Genomic DNA, 5,084 nt, shown 5'->3' with positions numbered 1-5,084 from the left:
CTTGCGTTTCGACATCTCTGATCTCCTTCTCGTCGAAGATCAGCAGACTGCAAATCGTAGCTTATGTCAGTGTCCGAATTTCGGGGGGTAGCTCATAGTTCGGGAAAAGAGATATGGGCGAAAGTTGGTGACGCTTGATCAGGCGACGGCTTGAAGTTGACGGATCCCGTCGCGGAACTCAATCCCCTGGATGATCTCGGGCAGGCGGTTTTGGCCATCGAGTTTGCGCCATTTTTTCTGCGCCGACATCATCAGCTTGAAGGCCATGGCCAGTCCGGTTTTACGGCTGAGGCATCCCTTGGTGCGTTTGGTGCGGTGCCGAACGGTGGCGAAGGTGCTCTCGATGGGGTTTGACGTCCGGATGTGCTTCCAATGTTCCGCCGGGTAGTCATAGAACGTCAGCATCGCGTCCCGATCCTTGAGCAGCTTGGCGACCGCCTTGTCTCATTTCACGCCATAGGTTTCGATGAAGAAGTCGAAGGCGGTGTTGGCGGCGGCCTTGGTTTCGGCCTGCCAGATGTCGTGCAGATGGCCCTTGGCTTTGGCTTGCACGGATTTCGGCAGCGCGTTGAGCACGTTCATCGTCTTGTGGACCCAACAGCGCTGCTCCTGGGTCGAGGCAAACACTTCCCGCAGGGCGGCCCAGAAGCCCAAGGCACCATCACCGATGGCGAGTTTCGGGTCCTGTTTCAGGCCGCGTCGTTTGAGATCGAGGAGCACCTCGCGCCAGCTTTGCGTGCTTTCGCGGAAGCCATCGGTCATGGCCAGCAACTCCTTGCGGCCATATTCATCGGCACCCACGACCACCAGAACGCATTGTTTTTCTTCCGCCATTCGTGGCTTGAAGTAGACGCCATCTGCCCAGATGTAGAGAAACCGTCGCGCGCCGAGGTCGCGCTTGTGCCAAGCTTCATAGGTCTTCCACCAGTCGGCCTTCAGCCGCGTGATGGTCTTGGCGGACAGGCCCCGGGCATTCGGCCCCAGCAGGGCGGCCAGCGCCTCGCTGAAATCACCCGTGGACACGCCCTTGAGGTAAAGCCACGGCAGCAACTCTTCGACCGATTTCGCTTTGCGCAGATACCGTGGCAGGATGCTGGGCGTGAAGCTGATCTTGTCGTCGCCCGGCTTGCGATCCCGCACACGGGGCACCTTCACGGGCACCGGGCCGATGCCGGTCATCACCTCCCTTTCTGGCAAGTGACCATGGCGCGACCTGCCGCGCGCGACCGTCCTCGAGTTTCTCTCCCGAAAAAGCGGCCATCAGCGCGGCCAGCTCCGCGTAGATCGCCTGTTCGAGCAGCTTGCGCGCCCCGTCGCGGAGCACGTCCGTAAATGGGTCGGAGCCAAATCCTGATGGATCGGACAGCCCCGTGATGGTAGTCTCTGACATGTGGCATATCCCTTTCTCGGCAGAGAATTGACGGCGTCTGAACACCGCCATGATATGCCGCCCCTCAGGGCATCACCAACTTTCGCCCGTTTCTCTCGGGAAAATACCTGGGGCCCGAACGCGATTGTGCCGGGGCCCACGGGCGGCGGCGGCGCATGTGCCAGGTGCCGCGGGGTTTTCGGGGGGGGCTTGCGGCGCGCCCCCGCAGGGGCGCCGCCGCGCGTCAAACCCCGGTCAGGCCGGGGTCGTCCGCCAGTCAGGCGGACGTCGCGAAGAGCGTGTGGCGCCGGTCAGCCCAATCGCTGTCGTGCGCTTCCGCGTCCTCTTCCTGCGGTTCTTCGCGAGAGGTCTCCTCGATCGGGGTCAGCCCCGCTTCTTCGAGGGTTTCAGTTGCGTCCAATGCCATCATGTCCTCTCTCCTTCTTCTTGCGCGGTCTTCCGGCCCTTACCTTCGACGAACCGGCGGCACCGCGCGCCGCGCCGTTCCCGTAGGCTCGGGGTCGGCATCACCCGATGTCCGAATGCGTCCCGTTTCGGCGACGACAATCCCGTCTTGCGGAATGGCTCGAAGGCACAGCTATGGCGAGCCCAACAAGCCGGCAAAACCCCACGCGGGGCCACACCCACCCCAGACTGGGAGTGCGAAGTCCCTGGGAAAGGTCGGATTTCGACTATCAGGATGCCGCCTTATATGTGCCCTTGCGCACATCTTGCAAGAAGAAACTGAAGGAGTCCCTCAAATTTGCACTAATATTCCTGCGTCAGAGCCGCCGATGCGCAGCACTGCTGTAGGGCCCACGATTAAGTGCCCGTTTTCGGAGTTTTTTGACCTTTTTGGCACAAAATTAGTGACCATCGCCCGCCGTCTTGCGGGCGTTTTTATTTATATTCAATAGCTTGCTTCTGATCGCTTTGTGGGCGAGCGGCGCGTGCTCCATTGCGGCGCATGCCGCCCGAATTTCGGAAAGGATCACTACATGCAGCGCATTCCGTTCATCGAAGCCCGGTTCGACTTGACCGACGAAAGCTGGCAAGAAATCGAGCGTCGGCTGACCAGGCACCTGATGTCGCTGCGCGACAGGCGGGACAAAGGGAGCACTGGCTCAGAAGCGCCGAACGACTTTGATTTGGGCGACGAGCCTCTGGAAGACGATTTCCCGGACCCGGGCTTCAAAGATCGGAAGTACCCCACTGAACCTGAGTTGCACCGGATCCGCGAGCGCAGCAGGAAGCTCGTCGCCCGGCGGGAAGCCGCGAGTGGTCTGCAGCACCTCGGCAAGCGGGAGCAGGAACGTCTGTCCGTCCTACGCGACGGGGTGCGGCTGTTGCCGGTCGAAACGGAGCACCGGGCCGACGAACTCGCCGCGGCGCTGCACGAGGCAATGCCGTGGTTTGGACCCGCAACAGAGGAAGGCTGGCACGCACTTCGGCGCTCGGCGGCTTCTGTAGAGCCGTCGCCAGGTCTCGGCGACGGCGCGGCGGCATGGTGTGTCGCGCTCGTTACTGACGGTATGGCGGCGGCAGCATCGCGACGGTAAGCTTGGCGACAAGACGCCGCCTTCGTTTATCCCGCTGAGGGTTACGCCCAAGGGTAAACGCCACGCCGCTCCCCTCCTGCCGTGTTGAGCTTAGCTGTGAGAGTCCTGCTGCCGAGACGCGGCAGGATTGGACGGCAAAATGGGCGGCTATTTGGACGGCTCGACGGATGGATACGCGGGCACGATCGAGGTTCTGGAAGGGCGGTCTGGCCGCCGTCTTCGGAGCGAGGCTGAACGGGCCCGGATCGCTGCCGAGAGCCTGGTGCCCGGGGCAAGGGTTTCGGACGTGGCCCGTCGGCACGGGGTGACGCGCTGGCAGGTCTGTGATTGGCGCAAGAAGCTGGCGTCTGGCCAGCTTGCGCTTGCTGCCGAGACGGCGGCTGAGCCGATGTTCGCGACGGTTTGGTGCGGAGTCTGGCGCGGTCGTGCCGGATCGAGCTGGAATTGGATGGTGTCATCCTGCGGGTGCGTTCCGATATCGACGAGGCGCAGCTGACCCGGACGATCCGTGCCGTCCGGGCGGCGTCGCAGTGATCGCGCCGAGTGGCGACCTGCGCGTCTAGTTTGCCACGCGCCCGGTCGACTTCCGCAAAGGCATCGACGGGCTGGCGCGGGCTATCCAGGAGACGCTCGGCCTCGATCCGTTCAGCGGTGCGACCGCTCGCCATTGTCCTCGGACCAATGGCGGACAACGGCTCTCTGGTCCGGGCCAAGCGCGCGGACCGGATCAAGGTGTTGGTCTGGGATCAGACCGGAATTGTCCTCGTTCACAGGCAGCTCGTGGGGGCGAAGTTCGTCTGGGTGCTTTCTCGGCACAGAGAGCCACGGCGAGATGAACGGGGCAGTCGTCCTGTCCGTCCGTTACGAGGCGGCCGCCGTCTTCGAGCAGATCGCTTTCGAGTGGTTCGATGCCGATGGGGTGTCGCGCACCCAATATATTGATCTCGTCGTCCAGCAGGTCGATGGCCGTTGGATTGGTTGCGCGGTGCGTCCTTTGGCAAAGGTCACACAAAAGTATCTTGCGAAGCGCTCCCGCATTAAGGCGCAGGCGATCCAGCAGGGCTTCCTGTTTGATTTCCGGCTCTTCACGAAACTAGACTTGCCCGGGAAAAGTGGAGAGCACCAACTGAGGAACCAGGAGGTGTTCGATGTCCAACGGGAAACGACCGACGCCGGGATTTCGGCGTGAAGCGGTGCGGCTGGCGCTGACGAGCGGGCGCACGCGACGTGAAATCGCCGACGATCTCGGCATCGGCCTCTCAACGCTGACACGCTGGGTGAGGCAGGATCGCGACGCAGAGGAGCCTGTTGAAGACAGGCCCGACCTGCGGGCCGAGCTGAAGCGGCTTCGCAGGGAGAACGCGGTGCTGAAGCAGGAGCGCGATATCTTAAAAATAGGTCGCCATTGTCGCGCCATCGGTCCGAGCGACAATGGCGACGCCTTCTTCGCGAAAGACGCAAGTCGATGAGCTTTGCCTTCATCGAGGCGGAGAAGGCCAGCTTTCCCATTCACCGAATGTGCGAGACTTTGGGTGTCAGCCAGGGCGGGTTCTTTGCCTGGCGCGACCGCCCGGCCTGCCAGCGTCAGCGGCAGGACATGGTCTACCTTGCACATATCCGCACGGCCTTCGCCCTGTCGAATGGCACCTATGGTAGCCCGCGGATGCATCGGGATCTCGTCGACGACGGCCACCGGATCGGGCGTCACCGCACGGCCCGGCTGATGCGGGAGAATGGCCTTGTGGCCCGTCAGAAGCGGCGGGTCGTTGGCTGGGCAACGAGTGACCGGCTGAAGCGCAGCCTCGCTGTCGAGGCTCTGCGGCGCGCCATTGTGAACCGCGACCCTGCGCCGGGGCTGGTTCATCATTCCGATCGAGGCTCGCAAGGCGGATTCGACCGGTCGTCGCAACACCCCGTGATTGGAGGTGTTGATGACGACGGGAAAACGGAAGTCAAAGCGCTCGACGCGACGCAAATTATCCTCGCCAGGTCGGCCGCCAGTCTGGCAGCGTGAGGATCTATGCCGGTTCTGGCGAGAGATTGCAGCGGGGCTTTCCAGCCAGGAAGCCGCCGTTGCAGCGGGAGTTTCAGCCCCTGTCGGAACCCGATGGTTTCGGAGTTCTGGCGGAATGCCTCCCACACATCTCGCACCATCG

6 protein-coding genes and 5 pseudogenes are annotated in these 5,084 nt (G+C 62.6%); 9 read left to right on the top strand and 2 right to left on the bottom strand.

From position 1 onward, the window contains the following. Positions 1–138: 138 nt before the first annotated feature. Positions 139–1,390, bottom strand: a pseudogene (locus BLV97_RS20415) (IS256 family transposase). Between the two features lie 256 nt (positions 1,391–1,646). Continuing rightward, the gene (locus tag BLV97_RS21365; protein ID WP_160169174.1) at positions 1,647–1,799 is read right to left on the bottom strand and encodes a hypothetical protein; all 153 of its coding nucleotides are present in this window, start codon (positions 1,797–1,799) and stop codon (positions 1,647–1,649) included. 568 nt (positions 1,800–2,367) lie between these two features. On the opposite strand from BLV97_RS21365, the gene BLV97_RS20410 reads away from it, so the two are divergent. The 9 genes and pseudogenes from BLV97_RS20410 to BLV97_RS22055 form a co-directional block, all read left to right on the top strand. After that, a complete protein-coding gene (locus BLV97_RS20410; RefSeq protein WP_051645989.1) occupies positions 2,368–2,928 on the top strand; it encodes a hypothetical protein in 561 nt (186 codons plus the stop codon). Then, a complete protein-coding gene (locus tag BLV97_RS20405; RefSeq protein ID WP_081825006.1) occupies positions 2,879–3,016 on the top strand; it encodes a hypothetical protein in 138 nt (45 codons plus the stop codon). The genes BLV97_RS20410 and BLV97_RS20405 overlap by 50 nt, the downstream gene beginning before the upstream one ends. Before the next feature lie 51 nt (positions 3,017–3,067). After that, positions 3,068–3,301, top strand: a pseudogene (locus BLV97_RS21715) (transposase); the annotation flags it as partial. 32 nt (positions 3,302–3,333) lie between these two features. Then, a complete protein-coding gene (locus BLV97_RS21845; protein WP_280138229.1) occupies positions 3,334–3,462 on the top strand; it encodes a hypothetical protein in 129 nt (42 codons plus the stop codon). Positions 3,463–3,506: 44 nt separating this feature from the next. Next, a pseudogene (locus BLV97_RS22065) lies at positions 3,507–3,575 on the top strand (hypothetical protein); the annotation flags it as partial. A 34-nt stretch (positions 3,576–3,609) separates the two neighbouring features. Then, positions 3,610–3,870, top strand: coding sequence for an IS66 family insertion sequence element accessory protein TnpB (tnpB, locus tag BLV97_RS22060; RefSeq protein WP_143037604.1), 261 nt, complete (start codon positions 3,610–3,612; stop codon positions 3,868–3,870). Then, positions 3,761–4,117, top strand: a complete 357-nt coding sequence (locus BLV97_RS21035; RefSeq protein ID WP_051645990.1) for a hypothetical protein — start codon at positions 3,761–3,763, stop codon at positions 4,115–4,117. The genes tnpB and BLV97_RS21035 overlap by 110 nt, the downstream gene beginning before the upstream one ends. Further along, positions 4,077–4,813, top strand: a pseudogene (locus BLV97_RS21710) (IS3 family transposase); the annotation flags it as partial. The gene BLV97_RS21035 and the pseudogene BLV97_RS21710, both read left to right, overlap by 41 nt. Positions 4,814–4,859: 46 nt before the next feature. Then, positions 4,860–5,084, top strand: a pseudogene (locus BLV97_RS22055) (IS30 family transposase); the annotation flags it as partial.

The sequence above is a fragment of the Allgaiera indica genome (assembly GCF_900106675.1).
Classification (GTDB): domain Bacteria; phylum Pseudomonadota; class Alphaproteobacteria; order Rhodobacterales; family Rhodobacteraceae; genus Acidimangrovimonas; species Acidimangrovimonas indica.
This window is presented reverse-complemented; position numbering and strand designations above follow the sequence as displayed.